Source organism: Ruegeria jejuensis, assembly GCF_041537905.1.
Taxonomy (GTDB): domain Bacteria; phylum Pseudomonadota; class Alphaproteobacteria; order Rhodobacterales; family Rhodobacteraceae; genus Ruegeria_C.
The window spans coordinates 156,019-172,146 of record NZ_JBGRUO010000003.1; the positions used below are offsets into that span (position 1 = coordinate 156,019).

General features: G+C 62.7%; 18 protein-coding genes. 13 read left to right on the forward strand and 5 right to left on the reverse strand.

The annotated features are described in order from the left end of the window. Positions 1 to 45 precede the first annotated feature (45 nt). The 3 genes from AB1E34_RS05090 to fsa form a co-directional block, all read right to left on the reverse strand. A complete protein-coding gene (locus AB1E34_RS05090) occupies positions 46 to 966 on the reverse strand; it encodes a tyrosine recombinase XerC (RefSeq protein ID WP_372571253.1) in 921 nt (306 codons plus the stop codon). After that, complete coding sequence (locus AB1E34_RS05095; RefSeq protein ID WP_372571254.1) at positions 963 to 1,706, reverse strand: DUF484 family protein; 744 nt, start codon at positions 1,704 to 1,706, stop codon at positions 963 to 965. The genes AB1E34_RS05090 and AB1E34_RS05095 overlap by 4 nt, the downstream gene beginning before the upstream one ends. Positions 1,707 to 1,896: 190 nt before the next feature. Continuing rightward, positions 1,897 to 2,550 (reverse strand): fructose-6-phosphate aldolase, encoded by a 654-nt coding sequence (gene fsa / locus AB1E34_RS05100; protein WP_372571255.1) that lies wholly within the window; start codon positions 2,548 to 2,550, stop codon positions 1,897 to 1,899. A 128-nt stretch (positions 2,551 to 2,678) separates the two neighbouring features. Here fsa and AB1E34_RS05105 point away from each other — a divergent pair, with 128 nt between their 5' ends. Further along, positions 2,679 to 4,874, forward strand: coding sequence for a primosomal protein N' (locus AB1E34_RS05105; protein WP_372571256.1), 2,196 nt, complete (start codon positions 2,679 to 2,681; stop codon positions 4,872 to 4,874). 36 nt (positions 4,875 to 4,910) lie between these two features. Here AB1E34_RS05105 and AB1E34_RS05110 read toward each other — a convergent pair whose 3' ends face one another. Beyond that, entirely contained in the window at positions 4,911 to 5,603 is a 693-nt protein-coding gene (locus AB1E34_RS05110) for a class I SAM-dependent methyltransferase (RefSeq protein WP_372571257.1), read from the reverse strand. Positions 5,604 to 5,829: 226 nt separating this feature from the next. Between AB1E34_RS05110 and AB1E34_RS05115 the strand changes: the two genes are divergently transcribed. From AB1E34_RS05115 to AB1E34_RS05125, 3 genes are all read left to right on the forward strand, one after another. Continuing rightward, positions 5,830 to 7,062, forward strand: coding sequence for an MFS transporter (locus AB1E34_RS05115; RefSeq protein WP_372571258.1), 1,233 nt, complete (start codon positions 5,830 to 5,832; stop codon positions 7,060 to 7,062). A gap of 70 nt (positions 7,063 to 7,132) precedes the next feature. After that, positions 7,133 to 8,005: a 50S ribosomal protein L11 methyltransferase gene (locus AB1E34_RS05120; protein WP_372571259.1), complete on the forward strand. Its 873-nt coding sequence runs from the start codon at positions 7,133 to 7,135 to the stop codon at positions 8,003 to 8,005. Between the two features lie 119 nt (positions 8,006 to 8,124). Beyond that, positions 8,125 to 8,454, forward strand: a complete 330-nt coding sequence (locus AB1E34_RS05125) for a hypothetical protein (protein ID WP_372571260.1) — start codon at positions 8,125 to 8,127, stop codon at positions 8,452 to 8,454. Between the two features lie 94 nt (positions 8,455 to 8,548). Here AB1E34_RS05125 and AB1E34_RS05130 read toward each other — a convergent pair whose 3' ends face one another. Beyond that, positions 8,549 to 8,767 (reverse strand): DUF1127 domain-containing protein, encoded by a 219-nt coding sequence (locus AB1E34_RS05130; RefSeq protein WP_372571261.1) that lies wholly within the window; start codon positions 8,765 to 8,767, stop codon positions 8,549 to 8,551. A 324-nt stretch (positions 8,768 to 9,091) separates the two neighbouring features. Here AB1E34_RS05130 and ruvC point away from each other — a divergent pair, with 324 nt between their 5' ends. The 9 genes from ruvC to tolB all read left to right on the forward strand — a co-directional run bounded on the left by ruvC (position 9,092) and on the right by tolB (position 16,089). Then, positions 9,092 to 9,589, forward strand: a complete 498-nt coding sequence (gene ruvC / locus AB1E34_RS05135) for a crossover junction endodeoxyribonuclease RuvC (protein ID WP_372571262.1) — start codon at positions 9,092 to 9,094, stop codon at positions 9,587 to 9,589. Beyond that, complete coding sequence (ruvA, locus tag AB1E34_RS05140; RefSeq protein WP_372571263.1) at positions 9,586 to 10,260, forward strand: Holliday junction branch migration protein RuvA; 675 nt, start codon at positions 9,586 to 9,588, stop codon at positions 10,258 to 10,260. The genes ruvC and ruvA overlap by 4 nt, the downstream gene beginning before the upstream one ends. Positions 10,261 to 10,263: 3 nt before the next feature. Next, the gene (ruvB, locus tag AB1E34_RS05145) at positions 10,264 to 11,283 is read left to right on the forward strand and encodes a Holliday junction branch migration DNA helicase RuvB (protein WP_372571264.1); all 1,020 of its coding nucleotides are present in this window, start codon (positions 10,264 to 10,266) and stop codon (positions 11,281 to 11,283) included. A 63-nt stretch (positions 11,284 to 11,346) separates the two neighbouring features. Further along, positions 11,347 to 11,970: a hypothetical protein gene (locus AB1E34_RS05150; RefSeq protein WP_372571265.1), complete on the forward strand. Its 624-nt coding sequence runs from the start codon at positions 11,347 to 11,349 to the stop codon at positions 11,968 to 11,970. Beyond that, positions 11,967 to 12,350 carry a tol-pal system-associated acyl-CoA thioesterase gene (gene ybgC, locus AB1E34_RS05155; RefSeq protein WP_372571266.1) on the forward strand — a complete coding sequence of 128 codons (384 nt, stop codon included), beginning with the start codon at positions 11,967 to 11,969 and terminating at the stop codon, positions 12,348 to 12,350. The genes AB1E34_RS05150 and ybgC overlap by 4 nt, the downstream gene beginning before the upstream one ends. Before the next feature lie 107 nt (positions 12,351 to 12,457). Then, a complete protein-coding gene (tolQ, locus tag AB1E34_RS05160) occupies positions 12,458 to 13,153 on the forward strand; it encodes a protein TolQ (protein ID WP_306199192.1) in 696 nt (231 codons plus the stop codon). Positions 13,154 to 13,156: 3 nt separating this feature from the next. Continuing rightward, positions 13,157 to 13,639: a protein TolR gene (gene tolR, locus AB1E34_RS05165; protein WP_306199194.1), complete on the forward strand. Its 483-nt coding sequence runs from the start codon at positions 13,157 to 13,159 to the stop codon at positions 13,637 to 13,639. A gap of 9 nt (positions 13,640 to 13,648) precedes the next feature. Beyond that, a complete protein-coding gene (gene tolA, locus AB1E34_RS05170) occupies positions 13,649 to 14,773 on the forward strand; it encodes a cell envelope integrity protein TolA (RefSeq protein ID WP_372571267.1) in 1,125 nt (374 codons plus the stop codon). After that, positions 14,770 to 16,089, forward strand: coding sequence for a Tol-Pal system beta propeller repeat protein TolB (gene tolB, locus AB1E34_RS05175; RefSeq protein WP_372571268.1), 1,320 nt, complete (start codon positions 14,770 to 14,772; stop codon positions 16,087 to 16,089). Before tolA ends, tolB begins: the two co-directional genes overlap by 4 nt. Positions 16,090 to 16,128 lie beyond the last annotated feature (39 nt).

Below are 16,128 nucleotides of genomic sequence, written 5' to 3' on the forward strand. Positions count from 1 at the left end.
GCGAACTGCAAACCCTTGATCGGGGGTTTTTGCTATGATCCGACGTCACGCCTTGGGGTGGGTGCGCTCATAGACTTCCATCAGCCGGGCCGTGTCGACCGCCGTATAGGCCTGCGTTGTCGAGAGCGAGGCGTGGCCGAGCAATTCCTGGATCGAACGCAGATCGCCGCCCGCCGCCAATAGATGCGTGGCAAAGCTGTGTCGCATCGCGTGGGGCGTGGCCGAGGCGGGCAGGCCAAGCTGGGCGCGGGCGCGGGCCATCGCACCCTGGATCGCGCCGGGATTGAGGCGACCACCACGCACACCGCGAAACAGCGGGGCGTCTGCCTCCAATGGGTAGGGGGACAGGCGCAGATAGGTTTCGACCGCATCACGGGCGGCGTCGATCACCGGCACCACTCGTTCCTTGCCACCCTTGCCGATGATGCGCAACGTGGCGGGCAGGGGGGCATCTGACCCTTTCAGGCCCAACGCCTCGGAGATGCGCAAGCCGCAGCCGTAAAGCAGCGTGACCACCGCGACATCGCGCGCGGCGACCCAATCGGTGGTCGACTGTAGTTCGACCGTGTCGATCATGGCGCGGGCGGCATCCTCGGCCAGCGGGCGCGGCAGTTTCTTCTGGAACTTGGGCGCGCGGGCGGCCAGCACGGCGGTGGGTTCGAACCCCTCACGTTCGGCCAGCCAGCGATAGAAGGTCTTGACCGCAGAGAGCTTGCGCGCCAGTGAGCGCGCCGCGATGCCGTCATTGCGCGCCTTGGCCATCCAGGCGCGCATATCCGAAACGGTGATCCGTTCGAGCGCGCCGAGGCCCTGTGGTTCGCCCTTGTGCAAGGTCATGAAGGACAGGAACTCGGTAACATCGCCGCCATAGGCGGTGATGGTGTTTTCCGCGTTGCCCGCCAGCGCCTTTTGCGCGTCCAGCCAGTGCTGCAGCGCGTCCCGACAGGCGGGCGAGATCAGGCTCATGATAGCCAGTGGCGCATCGCCCTTTCGAATACGCCTGCAAAAAATGCCAGCAAGTCAGTGCCTTGCTGTGGGGTGAACTGATGCGGGTCTTCGGCCCCCATGGCCAGCATGCCCGGCAAACGGCCAGAGCCGAAATCCAGCCGCAGGCAGGCCTCGGACCTGATCTGCTGGGCGGTCTGGCCGTAGACCTGCGCCGAGCCCTGCTGCAACTGGCGCAGCGTCACCTGACGAGGGCTGCCGTCGCGGGCGCTGGGCAGATAGCGGTCTATGAAGCCGGGCTCCGCAACCATCAGAACCTCACCCAGCCGCTTGACAGCGGGGTCGTCCTTGTTTTGCGCGGTTTCCAGCACCAGCGTGACCTTGTCGACCCGCAGGATATCGGCCACCTCACCGCCCAGATCGGCCAGAAAGGTCTCAAACGTGGTCGGGTCCAGCATCCGCAGGATGGCCCGGTGGACCTGATTGGTGCCTGCGAGATTCTCGTAAGCCGCCGCGATGACAGAGCGATGGGTGTCTTCCAGCCGGTCCAGCCGGGTTTCCAGCCGCTCCATCGCGATGCCGCGCAGATCGACGATATTGCCGCCCATCGACCGCTCATTCGCTGCGACAAGCGCCCGCATCACGTCCTGATCGTCCAGCACGGCGTCCGGCTTGGCAAGAATCGCATCACGCAGGGATTCATCCAGCTCGGGGCTGACACGTGTCTTGGGGTCTTCGTTTACTTTCGGGCTACTGCTCATCTGTGCCTCGTTTTTATCTTGGACAAATCTATAACACAGGAATTTCGATTTGCGCGCCTTAAATCCGCTCAACACCACTAAATCTGGTAGCGGGGCAAATTGATCGACGCTTTTGTGCCACAGCCCCGCAGAGGCGGCACAAAAAAGGAGCGCGCGGGCGCTCCTTTCCTGCTCTGTTCGCGAACGGCGCTCAGAGGATTTTCTGACCGGTCTTTGCCCAATCCGCCAGAAACGCTTCCAACCCTTTGTCCGTCAGCGGGTGATCGGCCAGTTTCTTGATCACGCCCGGAGGGGCGGTGATCACGTCCGCGCCGATGCGGGCGCTTTCGGTGACGTGGTTCACGGTCCGGATCGAGGCTGCGAGGATCTGGGTTTCGAACCCGTAATTGTCATAGATCTCGCGGATATCGGCGATCAGGTCCATGCCGTCCATGTTGATATCGTCCAGCCGCCCGATGAAGGGCGAGATGAAGGTCGCCCCCGCCTTGGCCGCGATCAGCGCCTGATTGGCCGAGAAGCAGAGCGTCACGTTGACCATGTGGCCTTCGTCAGTGAGCGTCTTGCAGGTTTTCAGGCCGGCCCAGGTCAGCGGTACCTTCACGGCGATGTTTGGCGCGATCTTGGCCAGCTTGCGGCCTTCGGCGATCATGTCGTCGGCTTCTGTGGCGACAACCTCAGCCGAAACGGGCCCGCCGATCAGGTCGCAGATTTCCTTGGTCACTTCCAGAATGTCGCGGCCCGATTTCAGGATCAGCGAGGGGTTGGTGGTCACTCCATCGACCATGCCCAGATCGTTCAGCTCGGCAATCGCTTCGATTTCGGCGGTGTCTACAAAGAATTTCATGGCGGCGGTCCTTTGATGGGTTGGCGCGGGATCGGCTTGGCTTTACCTCATAGGGACCCGTGCGGAAACCCCCTGAATCAGAGGTTTCGTTAGCGCAAACATGATTTCTGCCCGAAAGAGGCCATTTCTTGGACGATCCCGGCTTTTTTGACGAAGGTGCTCTGGTTGCGGTTCTGACCGCGCAGCCGCTGGACCGGCTGCTGGATTACAAGGCCCCCGAAGGCGGGTGTTTTCAGGGTGCCTTTGTGGAGGTGCCGCTGGGGCCGCGCAAGGTTCTTGGCGTGGTCTGGGGGCCGGGCCGCGGTGATTATGATCGCTCAAAAATCCGCTCGGTGATCCGGGTGCTGGATGTGGCGCCGATGCGAGCCGAGATGCAGAGCTTTCTGGGCCGCGCCGCCGATTACACGCTGACACCCATGTCCGCCATGCTGCGCCTTGCCACCCGCGCGCCCGGTCTGGGCGATCCGCCCTCGATGCGCAAGATCTACCGTTTGGGCGACACCACCCCGGATCGTATGACCGACGCCCGCACACGGGTGCTGGAGGTGTTGCGCGACTATGGTGGGCTGGCCTTTACACTCAAGGAACTGGCCGAGATGGCGGGCGTGACCTCCTCGGTGGTCAAGGGGCTGGCCAAGCTGGGCGCGGTGCGCGAAGAAGACAGCCCCCGCGATCTGCCCTTTCCCCATCTCGACCCCGATCTGCCCGGCAAGGCCCTGACCGAGGATCAGCAGGACGGGGCCGACGCCTTGCGCGCCGCCATCCGGTCCGAGCGCTACGGGACCACACTGCTGAAAGGCGTGACCGGCTCGGGTAAGACCGAAGTGTATCTGGAGGCGGTGGTCGAAGCGCTGCGCATGGGCAAACAGGCGCTGGTGCTGTTGCCCGAGATCGCCTTGACTGCTGAGTTCCTCACAAGGGTCGAGGCCCGATTCGGCGCGCGCCCGGCCGAATGGCACTCGGGTGCGACCATGACCGAGCGCCGCCGTATCTGGCGGATGGTCGGGCAGGGCGATGCGCAGCTTGTGGTTGGCGCGCGCTCGGCGCTCTTCCTGCCGTTCCAGAATCTCGGCCTGATCATCGTCGATGAGGAACACGACACCTCCTACAAACAGGAAGACGGAGTACTCTATAACGCGCGCGACATGGCGGTGCTGCGCGCCGCGATCTGTGGGGCGCGGGTGGTGCTGGCCAGCGCCACACCCTCGCTGGAAAGCTGGGCCAATGCCGAAGCGGGCAAATATGACCGCTTGGAACTGACCGCACGCTTCGGGGCGGCGGTGCTGCCCGAGATGCGCGCCATCGACATGCGGGCCGAGCAGATGCCGGCGGCAAGCTGGATTTCACCCTCGTTGCGGCGCGCGGTGACAGACCGGTTGGAGAAGGGCGAACAGTCGCTTCTGTTCATCAACCGGCGTGGCTATGCGCCGGTGACGCTCTGCCGGGCTTGCGGTCAGCAGATCGGTTGCGATCACTGCGATGCGCGTATGGTCGAGCACCGGTTCCTGAAACGGCTGATGTGCCACCAATGCGGCGAGACCAAGCCGATCCCCGATACCTGCCCTTCGTGTCAGGCCGAAGATCGGCTTGCCCCGGTCGGCCCCGGTATCGAGCGGCTGGCCGAAGAGGCCGAGACCGTGTTCCCGGAGGCAAAGATCGCGGTGCTGAGCTCGGACATGTTCGGCTCGGCCCGCGCCCTGAAGGCCAAGATCGAAGAGATTGCCGAAGGGGACGCCGATATCATCATCGGGACGCAGCTGGTCGCCAAGGGGCACAATTTTCCCAACCTGACGCTGGTGGGCGTGATCGACGCCGATCTGGGGTTGCAAGGCTCGGACCTGCGCGCGGCCGAGCGGACCTTTCAGCTGATGCGGCAGGTGGCCGGGCGGGCAGGGCGCGCCGAACGGCCCGGAACCGCACTATTGCAGAGTTTCCAGCCCGAACATCCCGTGATCCGCGCGATCCTGTCCGGTGATGAGACCGGGTTCTGGAAGGCCGAAGCCGCCGAGCGGCAGGCGGCGGGCGTACCGCCTTTCGGGCGCATGGCGGGGATCATCCTGTCGGGCAGCGATGCCGGGCAGGTCTTTGATACTGGCAACATCCTGGCGCGAAACGACATGGCCATCCGCCAGATCGGCGCTCAGGTCTTTGGCCCGGCCCCGGCGCCGATCGCGCGCATCCGGGGGCGGCACCGGGTTCGGCTGCTGGTCAAGGCCCCAAAAGGCGCCGCGCTGCAGGAGGCAATCTCGCGCTGGATCGCACCGTTGCGCCTGAAGGGCGACCTGCGCCTGAGTGTCGATATCGACCCGCAGAGTTTTTACTGACCGCTGCCCCGCCATCCACCGTGTCGATGAGGGCCGTTAAGGATCGGCTTTTGTCAGCAGGCAGGTGAACCTGCGTCGCGCGCGATAGTCATCACAGCCCGGTGCCGCGCCAACATCCGACCAATCGCACCATTTCACGCTATAGTCGAAACAGTCGGCTATGGATTCTATCGCCCCCCGGCTAGGGGTTCCGACCGCCGAATACCGCTGGCCTTCGACCTCGGCGATGGCGTTGTTCGGCTCCCAGGTTTTTTCCTTACGCACCCTGATGATCGGCTCGTCCAGATCGTCAATCGTGCTGTCGATCACGATGACCTTGGGTGAGAGCGCATCCATCAGCTTCAGCATCCCGTAGTGATCGTAGATGTGATAGAAAAAGCCCAGGTTCAGAATGACGTCGAAAGACTGTTTCTCGGCAATAAGCTGCGGCATCACGTCGAAGGCGTTGCCGATGATGTAGCGGTGGTTCTTTCCCGCCAAAAGCTTGCCGCCCCGCGCCGCGCTTTCCTGGCGCCCTTCGATCCCCAAAGTTTCAGCAGCACCCAATTGCTGCGCGGCCCAGGACCAGAACCCAAATCGTGCGCCCAGATCCAATACCCGGCCGCCTTTCAGGGCTTCGTGATCAAATGAGAATATCCGCTTTGCGCGGTTGTTCATCCGGGAAAGGTATTTCTCTTTCCAGAAGAAGCCGTATTTGTTTATCTCAGCGGAAAAGACGTCATTTTTCATACTGCTAATTTCCTGACCTATATGCCTGAGATGGAAACGCGAATCTGGTACTGAAGCAAGTTAGAATTGGAGTGGTTTGGCATCCTATGATCGCTCGATAGGTAATGAGCGCACCTCCTAGCGCGGATCAGGTCCAGGTGCTTCGGGCATGTGCATCAGCGCAGATGCTCTGCGCATGGCCATCTTGCATCTCGCCAAATCCGCATTATGGGCGTAAGCACGCCTTATGTTCAGACCCTTGCCCCTCGACCAAGCAGGCGATCTGCCGTTCTGGCGGCGCCCTGTTGCGCTGTTGTTCCTGATGGCGCTGACCATGCCGATTGCCTTCAACGGCTGGAGCGCGCTGTTGAACAATTTCGTCATCGAGGTGGCCAATTTCGACGGGGCGGATATCGGCCTGCTGCATACGGTGCGCGAGATTCCGGGGTTTCTGGCCGTTGGCGTGATCGCTGTGATCATTTTCGTGCGAGAACAAGTTCTGGCGATGATTTCGCTGGTCATGCTGGGCGTGGCCACAGCGGTAACCGCCTGGTTTCCATCGCTGGGCGGACTGCTCTTCGTCACGCTCATCAGCTCGATCGGTTTTCACTATTACGAAACCGTCAACCAGTCGCTGCAACTGCAATGGCTGCCCAAGGACCGCGCGCCGCAGATCCTGGGCTGGCTGGTGGCGGCCGGATCTGCCTCAACGCTGGTGGTTTATGGGTTGATCGTGCTGACCTGGGAGCGGTTCGACCTGTCTTATGATCTGGTCTTCATGCTGACCGGCGGGGCAACCGCAGTGCTGGCAATTTTTGCGATGCTGGCCTATCCGCAATTCGACGCCCCCACACCGCAGACCAAAAAGATCGTTCTGCGCCGTCGCTATTGGCTCTATTACGCATTGCAGTTCATGGCCGGTGCCCGGCGGCAGATTTTCATCGTGTTTGCCGGTTTCATGATGGTCGAACGGTTTGGTTTCGACGTCCATGAACTGACCGGCCTCTACCTGATCAACTTGCTCATCAACATGAGCGTTGCGCCCTTGCTGGGCCGCGCTGTTGCAAGGTTCGGTGAGCGCCGCACGCTGATCTTCGAATATGCAGGGCTGGCCATCGTGTTTGCCGCTTATGGCGGGATCTACTGGTTCGGCTGGGGCGTGGTGCTGGCGGCGACGCTTTACGTGATCGACCATATTCTCTTTGCGCTGGCCTTCGCGCTCAAGACCTATTTCCAGAAGATCGCTGATCCGGCCGATATCGCACCCACCGCTGCGGTGGCCTTCACCATCAACCATATCGCGGCAGTGTTCCTGCCCGCGGCTTTGGGGTTGCTCTGGGTGGTGTCGCCGGGCGCGGTCTTTGTGCTGGCTGCGATGATGGCGATGGTGTCGCTGCTGCTGTCACTGCTGATCCCGCGCAATCCCGAGCCCGGCCATGAAACCGTGTTCTCGCGCCCGCTGCCCGCCGCCGCCGAGTGACGGTGCCCAAGACCGCTTGACCTTGCGCCTGCGCGGGCCTAGGCGCTGGGGCGCAGATCAGGAGAGCCCCATGCCCACATTCACCGCCCTGACAACCCTCGAAGGGAAATCCGCCGCCGATGCGCTGGGCGAGGCGCTGGAACGGCTTCAGCCCGAACCCACCGGTGTTGGTGTTTTCGAAGTCGAGGATGGGTCCGGCCTGTGGGAGGTCGGCGGCTATTTCATCGAAACACCGGACGAGGCCGGGCTGGCCCTGCTGGCGACGGCCTTCGGCGCGAAACCCTTTGTCGTTTCGGAACTGCCCGAAACCGACTGGGTCGCTCATGTGCGCCGCGAGCTGGCCCCGGTTGAGGCGGGCCGCTTCTTTGTCTACGGCTCACATGATGCCGACAAGGTGCCCGCCGATGCGATCCCGCTGCTGATTGAGGCGGCGATGGCTTTCGGCACCGGCCATCACGGCACCACGCTGGGCTGTCTGCGCGCGCTTGATGGGCTGATCGGAGAGGGGTTCGAGGCGAGTAAGGTCGCTGATATCGGCTGCGGCACCGCCGTGCTGGCGATGGCAGCGGCGCGGGTCTGGGACGGCACGATACTGGCCAGCGATATCGATCAGGTCGCGGTCGATGTGGCCGAGGCCAATCTGAGCGCCAACGGCATGGCAGGCACGGTCCGCTGCGTCGAGGCTGCTGGGTTCGACCATGCCGAACTGACCGCCAATGCGCCTTATGACCTGATTTTCGCCAATATCCTGAAAGGCCCGCTGATCGCGCTTGCACCGGAGATTTCGGCCCATCTGCGCCCCGCAGGCTATGCGATTCTGTCAGGGATTCTCAACGAACAGGCCTCTGACGTGGTCCAGGTTTATTCCCAGAACGGAACCAATCTGGTGCGTAGCGAGGAGATTGGTGAATGGACAACGCTCGTTGTCCAGAAAAAGCCATAGTTTATCCCGCTTTATAAGGCATTTGAGCGATTTGCCCTTGTTTCGTCGTAATTGAGCCGTAGCCTGATCATCACTTTCGTGGGGGAAGAGGGATGGAGGCTTCGATGGTCGATTGCCACATGGATTTTGATAGGCGCGTTGCACGCCTGAACAAGAAGCATCAGGCGATGGCGCGCGGATATACTGCGCGCATGCGCCCGGACGGTCTGGTTGTTGTGAAACCTAAGCGCATGCGGCTGGCGATTTCGCCGCGCAGCCTGTTTCTGTTTATCGGGGCGTTTTTCCTGTTCAAGGGGTTCATCCTCGCCAATCTCGGGACGGCGACCTATGACGAGCGCCTTGATCGGCTGTGGAACGGAACCGGCGTTGAAATTGCCGGGGCTTTCGTGATGCAGATCGACCCGATCAGCCAGTTGATCGCCAATCAGATCGGTCCGGTTCTGCGCTGATCACTGACAGAGTTCTGAACAGAAAACGCCGCGTGATCAGCATCACGCGGCGTTTTCTGTGTCCATCCCAACCGGGGAGAAGGGATGAGTTTGCTCAGTAGTCGCGCCCGCTCAGTGCAACATCGTCGATGTCGCCGCGGCACATGCCGATATCGTCCAGCTCGCGGTCGCTCAGACCAGCCAGAGCGTTGCGGGTGATACGCGCGTCATTCCAATCGATGATCGCGGTTGCCCAAGCGGCGATTGTTGCGCCGATACGGCCAACGAGGCCGAACGAGCCAAAGGTGGTGCGGGTGGTGTCCAGTGCAGCCATATCCTGATCCTTCTGTGCGTGTTATAAGTTCGTCGTAAAGCGCATCTAGGGTGCTCAATTTTTCGCCACAAGAGACAATTTTTGCATGTGTCATATGCAAAAAGTGCATATCTCTAACACGTTGAAATCTATCTGTAACATTCGTGAATTCTGCTTCAGAAACACGTCGTTTTAGGCTCTTTGATGGGTCGTTTTCAGGCCGGGTGTCGCGGGCTGAACAGGCGGTGTCGTTTTTGTTTACCGGTCCAATTCTCTTGGAAAATGTTCGCGTTTCGTGCTACTGCGTCAAAAAAGTCATAAGAGCAGGGCGGGCCGGGACAAAATATGCGGATATTGGGCATTGATCCGGGGTTGAGAACCATGGGGTGGGGCGTCATCGAATCGCATGGCAGCCGGTTGAGCCATATCGCAAATGGCTTGTGCAAGTCCTCGGGTGATGATCTGGGCGCGCGGCTGCTGTCACTGCATGAGCAACTGGTGGACGTGATCGCCCGCTACACGCCGGATCATGCCGCCATCGAGCAGACCTTCGTGAACAAGGACGGGGCCGGGACGCTGAAACTGGGACAGGCCCGCGGCGTTGCTTTGCTGTCCCTGGCGCAGGCGGGGCTGTCGATCGGGGAATACGCGCCGAACCGGGTGAAGAAGACGGTGGTGGGGGCGGGGCATGCCGAAAAGGAACAGGTCCTTTATATGGTCAAGCTGCAATTGCCGGGATGCGAACCCGCCGGGCCGGATGCCGCGGATGCGCTGGCCATTGCCATGTGCCACGCCCATTACGGCGGCAGGCCCGCGCTGCAACTGCGCGAGGTGGGGACATGATTGGCAAGCTCACCGGACGGCTGGATTACCGCGCCCCTGACCACATTCTGATCGACGTGCGCGGGGTTGGCTATATCGTCTATTGCTCCGATCGTACCCTGGCCGCGCTGCCCGGCGTGGGTGAGGCGGTCTCGCTCTATACCGACATGGTCGTGCGCGAAGACCTGATGCAGCTCTACGGCTTTCTCTCGCTGGTGGAAAAGGAATGGCACCGGCTGCTGTGTTCGGTGCAGGGGGTTGGGGCAAAGGTCTCATTGGCGATTCTGGGCACGCTGGGTCCCGATGGCGTCAGCCGGGCGATCGCGCTGGGCGACTGGGCCTCGGTCAAGGCAGCCAAAGGCGTTGGCCCCAAAACCGCGCAGCGCGTGGTGCTGGACCTGAAGGACAAGGCACCGGGCGTCATGGCGATGGGCGGCACCATTGCCGAGGCCACGGACGGCCCGGCGCTGGAGGTGGTTGACCCCGCTGAACCCGCGCTCAAGCCGGCGGCCCCAAAACCGCCCAGGCGCAATGCAACCGCGCAGGCGGATGCGCTCTCGGCGTTGGCCAATCTGGGCTATGGTCCGGGCGACGCAGCGGCAGCCGTGGCCGAAGCGGCGGGCGCCAGCCCAGAGGCCGGAACCTCGGACCTGACCCGGGCGGCGTTGCAGCTTCTGGCACCGAAAGGCTAAGCGATGATCGACGCCGATCCCACCATCCGACCCGAGCCCTTGCCCGAAGACAATGACCGCGCCCTGCGCCCGCAGGGCCTGAGCGAGTTCATCGGTCAGGCCGAGGCACGCGCCAATCTGCGGGTCTTCATCCAGTCGGCCCGCCAGCGCGGCGAGGCGATGGATCACACCCTGTTTCATGGGCCCCCTGGCTTGGGCAAAACCACGCTGGCGCAGATCATGGCGCGCGAATTGGGCGTCAGTTTCCGCATGACCTCGGGGCCCGTTCTGGCCAAGGCGGGCGATCTGGCGGCGATCCTGACCAATCTGGAAGCGCGCGATGTGCTGTTCATCGACGAAATCCATCGCCTGAACCCTGCGGTGGAAGAGGTGCTGTATCCGGCGATGGAGGATTTCGAGCTTGATCTGGTGATCGGCGAAGGCCCCGCCGCGCGCACCGTGCGGATCGAACTGCAACCCTTCACACTGGTGGGGGCTACGACGCGGATGGGGCTGCTGACAACGCCGCTGCGCGACCGCTTTGGCATTCCCACGCGGCTGCAATTCTACACAGTCGATGAGTTGCACGAGATCGTCACCCGCAACGCCCGCAAACTGGGTGCACCTGCCGATGATGCAGGCGCGCGCGAGATTGCGCGGCGCTCACGCGGCACCCCCCGGATCGCGGGCCGCCTGCTGCGCCGGGTGGTTGATTTTGCTGTGGTCGAGGGCGACGGGTACATCACCCGCGAATTGGCCGACAGTTCCCTGACCCGGCTCGGCGTCGACAATCTGGGCCTGGACGGGGCTGACCGGCGCTATCTGAAACTGATCGCGGAGAACTATGCAGGCGGTCCCGTCGGCATCGAGACCTTGTCAGCGGCGCTCAGCGAAAGCAGGGATTCGCTGGAAGAGGTGATCGAGCCCTACTTGCTGCAGCAAGGTCTGATCCAGCGGACACCGCGCGGACGGATGCTGGCACAGAAAGCCTGGGCGCATCTGGGCCTGCCCATGCCCAAACGGCAAAGCGATCTCTTTGGTTGAAGCCATGCGCCGGACCTTCTATGCCATCGGCGGCAATTGTTTCGCAATCAGAAGGGGCCGGGCGTGACACCGGACGAGATCGAAGCGCTTTTTACCCGCAGCAGCGGTGATTTCGCATTCGCCCGCTGGGGCCGCCCCATCGTGCCGATCGTCTTCGGGGTCGAGGATCACACGCTGTCGGTGGTCAAAGGCGCGTTCGAGGCGGTTGTGACCCTGGCCGATCACAAGATGGCCGAGACTGATCCGGAACTTGGCGCAAATTGCATGGTCTTCTTCTTCCGCGACTGGGCCGAGCTGCTTGAGGTGCCTGATCTGGATCGGCTGGTGCCCGATCTCGGCCCTCTGGTCGCGCGCCTGCAAGACGCCGACGCCAATCAGTACCGCATTTTCCGTTTCGAGGAAGACGGGGCGATCCGCGCCGCCTTTGTGCTCCTGCGCATGGACAAGGAACTCTCGAAGGTGCCTGCCGAGACCCTGGCGCTGAGCCAGGTGGTGCAGACGGTGCTGCTCTGGTCGGATACCGCCTTTCGCACGCAATCGCCTCTGGCCGTTGCCGCAGATACCACCATCCTGCGGCCTGAAATCGCCAGCCTGATCCGTGCTGCCTATGATCCGGTCCTGCCGGGGTCGACGCAGGACGCCGCGCATGCGCTCAGGCTTTTTGCCCGAATGGAGCCGCAGCAGTGACCCACATCTTCCCGATCCGCGTCTATTACGAAGACACCGATATGGGTGGGATCGTCTATCACGCCAATTACCTGCGCTATATCGAGCGTGCCCGTTCCGACTGGGTGCGCAATCTGGGCAATGATCAGAACGCCATGCGCGAAGCGGGCATCGTCTGGGTCGTGCGCAAGATCGAAGCGGAGTATCTGGCTGCCGCCCGCTTCGATGAGGAGCTGGTCGTCGAAACCGAGATGAGCAAGCTTTCGGGCGTACGGCTCACCATGACGCAGCTGGTCAAGCGCGGCGAGACCGAGATTTTCCGTGCAACGGTCACGGCCGTCTGCATGAATTCTGACGGGAAACCCGTGCGCCTTCCGGCAGAGATTCGCGCATTGCTGTAACAATACTGCGCTCTGGGCTGGTTCTGTTGGCAATCAGGCCCAATCTGCGTTAGCGTTCGGCAAAACAAAGGCCGAAAAACCGGCAAGCAGGCAAAAAGAGCAGGTCCATGGAAACAGAAACGCTGGTTCTGGCGCAGGAGATTGATTTCTCGCTGTGGGGGCTATTTGCCCGTGCCACCTTTACCGTCAAACTGGTCATGCTGATGCTGATCGTGGCCTCGTTCTGGTCTTGGTCGATCATCTTTCAGAAGCTCATCACCTATCGTATGGCGCGCCGCGAGGCGGGTGCATTCGACCGGTCCTTCTGGTCTGGCGAACCGCTGGACGGGCTGTTCGAAAAGATCGGGCCGCAACCGGATGGCAGTTCGGAGAAGATATTCGCCGCCGGTATGATCGAATGGCGGCGCTCGCATCGCAATGATGGCGGCATGATTGCGGGGGCGCAGGCACGGATTGACCGGTCGATGGATGTGGCCATCGCCAAAGAGGCCGAAGGGCTGCAAAAAGGCCTGTCGATTCTGGCCACCGTGGGCTCGACCGCGCCCTTCATCGGGTTGTTCGGCACGGTCTGGGGCATCATGAACGCCTTTATCGAGATCGCCGAACAGCAGAACACCAACCTCGCTGTTGTCGCACCGGGCATTGCCGAGGCGCTGCTGGCCACCGGTCTGGGGCTGCTGGCGGCGATCCCTGCGGTGATCTTCTACAACAAGCTGAGCGCGGATAGCGACCGGATCGTTGGCGGCTATGAGGCCTTTGCCGACGAGTTCGCCACCATCCTGTCGCGCCAGTTGGACAGCTGAGCCATGGGCGCGTCGGTCCAGCAGAGCAGCGGGGGTGGCAATGGCCGCCGTCGCGGGCGTCGGCGTGGTGGCCGCGCGCAGCCGATGTCCGAGATCAACGTCACGCCTTTTGTGGACGTGATGCTGGTGCTGCTGATCATCTTCATGGTTGCCGCGCCCTTGCTGACCGTGGGCGTCCCAGTGGAACTGCCAAAGACGGCGGCCAGTGCGTTGCCCTCTGACAGCGAAGAGCCGCTGACCGTGACCATCACTGCCGAGGGGGCGGTGCAGATACAGACCACGGATGTGCCGCGCGCCGAGCTGATCTCGCGCCTGCGCGCCATTGCGGCGGAACGCAGCAGTGACCAGGTCTTCCTGCGCGCCGATGGCTCCATCGCCTATGAGCAGGTGATGCAGGTGATGGGGGCGCTGAACGCCGGGGGATTTTCGAATGTGGGGCTTGTGACCGATACCGGCGGGCCAACATTGGACGAGAGCGGAGAGTGAGGCAGCGGCTTGGATACCGGTACCAAGATCTCGGCAGTGGCACATGTCGCGCTTATCGGCGTGGCGCTCTTTGGGGGTGCCTTCCGCTCGGAACCGCTGCCGTTTGAAGTGCAGGAGGTAGCGATCATAAGCGGCGAACAATTTGCCGCCATGACCGCGCCCAATGAGGCCCCCGAAATCACCACCCAGGCCGAAGCGCCCCAGACACCCGAGGCGGAAGAGGAACTGGCCGCACTTCCCGAGCCGGAAACACCTGAACCGGAACAGACCCCGCCTGAAACCGTCCCCGAGCCCGAGCCGGAACCAACGCCGGAGGCCGTGGTCGAAACACCCGAACCCGAAGTGGTCGAAGAAACGCCCACGCTTGAGCTGCCCGAGCCCGAGGTCACCGTGCTGCCCGCCCCGCCGGGCGAGGTCGCGCCTTCGCGCCAAGCGGATCGCGTCGCGCCGCAGCCGGTCGCGCCGCCGCCTCCCGATGCCACGCCGGACGACGTGGACACACCACCCGTCGTGGCCGAGGAAGGTGCCGATGAGCCGCGAGAGGAACAGGAAGCCACCGCGCAAGAGGAGGCGACCGACCGGATCGTGACCGAAGCCGAGGAATCCGCTGAGATTGCCCCGCAACGCTCGCCACGCCCGCAAGCGCGGCCAGAGAACCTGCGCAAACCGGTTGAGGTGGCCGAACCTGTGGAACCTGAACCGCAGCAGGAAGAGCCAAACCGCGAGGCGGCCGTCAATGATGCGCTGGCCGAGGCGCTGTCGGGGGGCGAAGAGACCACGCCGGAACCCGCCGCCCCTGCGCCGACGGGCCCACCGCTGACCAGTGGTGAGAAAGAGTCGCTGCGCGTCGCGGTGTCCAATTGCTGGAATGTCGGCTCGCTCTCGACCGATGCGCTGGGCACAACCGTGACGGTGGCCGTGACGATGAACCAGGACGGAACGCCCAACAATGGCTCGATCCGGATGCTGGACAGTTCCGGCGGATCGCAGGCTGCGGCCAGACAGGCCTTCGAGGCCGCGCGGCGCGCGATCATTCGCTGCGGCGCGCGGGGCTTCAACCTGCCAGCCGAGAAATTCAGCCATTGGCGTGATATCGAGATGACATTCAATCCCGAGAGGATGCGGATCAAATGATGAAACTTCTGACCAGCATATTCCTTGGCGCCGCCCTGATGGCCGCCCCGGCGGTGGCGCAGAACACACCGCTCCGGATCGAGATCACCGAAGGCGTGATCGAACCGCTGCCCTTTGCGGCGCCGGATTTCGTGCCCGACACCCCTGCGGCGGCGCAATACGCAACCCAGCTCGCCCGCGTTGTCGCGGCGGATCTGACCGGCACCGGGCTGTTTCGAGAAATCCCGGCAAACGCCTATATCAGTCAGGTTTCCAGCTTTGACGCCCCGGTGCAGTTCGCCGACTGGAAGGCCATCAACGCGCAGGCGCTGGTGACCGGCGGGGTCAGCGTTTCGGGCAACACGCTGACCGTGCGGTTCCGCATCTGGGATGTGTTCTCGGACACGGAGCTGGGCAGTGGGTTGCAATTCACCGGCACGACCGATGGTTGGCGACGGATGGCGCATAAGGTGGCCGACCAAGTCTATAGCCGGATCACCGGCGAGGGCGGCTATTTCGACAGCCGCGTGGTTTTTGTATCCGAAAGCGGCCCCAAGAACGAACGCCGCAAGCGGTTGGCGATCATGGATTACGATGGCGCGAATGTTCAGTACCTGACCGACAGTTCGTCGATCGTACTGGCCCCGCGCTTTTCGCCCGCAGGCGACCGGGTGCTTTACACCAGCTATGAGAGCGGCACGCCGCGCATCTATGTGCTGGATGTAGGAGCGGTGCAGCGCAACGTGTTGCCGACGCAGGAAGGCACCATGAGCTTTGCGCCGCGCTTCTCGCCGGATGGGCGCAATGTTCTTTATTCGCTGGCGCGCGGCGGCAATACCGATCTCTACCTGATGGATATCAATAGCGGGCAGAGCCGCCAATTGACCAACGCGCCATCGATCGAAACCGCGCCCAGCTTCTCACCCGATGGCAGCCAGATCGTCTTTGAAAGCGACCGGTCGGGCACGCCGCAGCTTTACATCATGCCCGCCAATGGGGGAGAGCCGCGCAAGATCAGTTCGGGCAAGGGGCGCTATGGCACGCCGGTCTGGTCGCCGCGCGGCGATCTGATCGCCTTCACCAAGCAAAGCCAGGGCCGTTTCCATATCGGCGTCATGCGCACCGATGGCAGCGAGGAACGCCTGCTGACCGCCTCGTTCCTGGATGAGGGGCCGACATGGGCACCAAACGGGCGGGTGATCATGTTCACCCGCGAATCTCCGGGCGCGGAGGGGCGCGCGACGCTTTATTCCGTTGACATCTCTGGGCGCAACCTGCGACCGGTGCGGACACCGGACGGGGCCAGCGACCCGGCCTGGTCGCCCTTGCAGAAGTGATGCCCGGCGCGTTCACATGCGAGGGCGGCTGTGATAAAA

Coding starts and splice junctions, on each gene's coding strand:
- AB1E34_RS05090 (WP_372571253.1), bottom strand. CDS start 966: ATGAGCCTGATCTCGCCCGCCTGTCGGGACGCGCTGCAGCACTGGCTG.
- AB1E34_RS05095 (WP_372571254.1), bottom strand. CDS start 1,706: ATGAGCAGTAGCCCGAAAGTAAACGAAGACCCCAAGACACGTGTCAGC.
- fsa (WP_372571255.1), bottom strand. CDS start 2,550: ATGAAATTCTTTGTAGACACCGCCGAAATCGAAGCGATTGCCGAGCTG.
- AB1E34_RS05110 (WP_372571257.1), bottom strand. CDS start 5,603: ATGAAAAATGACGTCTTTTCCGCTGAGATAAACAAATACGGCTTCTTC.
- AB1E34_RS05115 (WP_372571258.1), top strand. CDS start 5,830: ATGTTCAGACCCTTGCCCCTCGACCAAGCAGGCGATCTGCCGTTCTGG.
- AB1E34_RS05120 (WP_372571259.1), top strand. CDS start 7,133: ATGCCCACATTCACCGCCCTGACAACCCTCGAAGGGAAATCCGCCGCC.
- AB1E34_RS05125 (WP_372571260.1), top strand. CDS start 8,125: ATGGATTTTGATAGGCGCGTTGCACGCCTGAACAAGAAGCATCAGGCG.
- AB1E34_RS05130 (WP_372571261.1), bottom strand. CDS start 8,767: ATGGCTGCACTGGACACCACCCGCACCACCTTTGGCTCGTTCGGCCTC.
- ruvC (WP_372571262.1), top strand. CDS start 9,092: ATGCGGATATTGGGCATTGATCCGGGGTTGAGAACCATGGGGTGGGGC.
- ruvA (WP_372571263.1), top strand. CDS start 9,586: ATGATTGGCAAGCTCACCGGACGGCTGGATTACCGCGCCCCTGACCAC.
- ruvB (WP_372571264.1), top strand. CDS start 10,264: ATGATCGACGCCGATCCCACCATCCGACCCGAGCCCTTGCCCGAAGAC.
- tolQ (WP_306199192.1), top strand. CDS start 12,458: ATGGAAACAGAAACGCTGGTTCTGGCGCAGGAGATTGATTTCTCGCTG.
- tolR (WP_306199194.1), top strand. CDS start 13,157: ATGGGCGCGTCGGTCCAGCAGAGCAGCGGGGGTGGCAATGGCCGCCGT.
- tolB (WP_372571268.1), top strand. CDS start 14,770: ATGATGAAACTTCTGACCAGCATATTCCTTGGCGCCGCCCTGATGGCC.